The organism is Anaerovorax odorimutans, assembly GCF_024459955.1.
GTDB lineage: Bacteria > Bacillota > Clostridia > Peptostreptococcales > Anaerovoracaceae > Hominibacterium > Hominibacterium odorimutans_A.
On record NZ_JANFXK010000098.1, the window covers coordinates 1 to 453 of the forward strand.

Genomic DNA, 453 nt, shown 5'->3' on the forward strand with positions numbered 1-453 from the left:
GATTACCCATGCGGTGCATATTGGAAACAGAGAAATCGTATTTGGCGAAAACAGGAACGCTGACGCAGAAAACCAGTTTTTGTGCGCCTACTGTAGTACCAACCAGCTTTTTCGGAGTTACGAGGAGGGATTTACCGGGAGCTACCTGGAAATGATGAAGTTGTTTGGTGAGCGGGTGCAGGAGCAGGCGACGCAAATTGAGAAAAATAGGCAGTCGATCACTCCTTCCATGGAGCCGATTACCGCCGAACAGTGCTACCCCAATGATCTTGCGCAGAGTATCCAGGGGAAAGTGGTTGCAATCAAGATAGACGCTCTGCGTCCGGAATACCGAACAGCCGATCACCAATTGGAATTCGTCCTTGGGGGATTTGGCGCAAACGGAAATGCCAGAGGTACCGCTGTCTTTTGTAAAAATTTATATAGTGGAAAAGAAAGCCGATGGGAACGGTA

Annotated in this window: 1 protein-coding gene; it reads left to right on the forward strand. The window is 48.8% G+C overall.

Annotated elements, in window-relative coordinates; all coding sequences use genetic code 11:
• Window positions 1–453 (forward strand): hypothetical protein (locus tag NE619_RS18035; protein ID WP_256133866.1); only part of this gene is annotated, 453 nt, incomplete at both ends.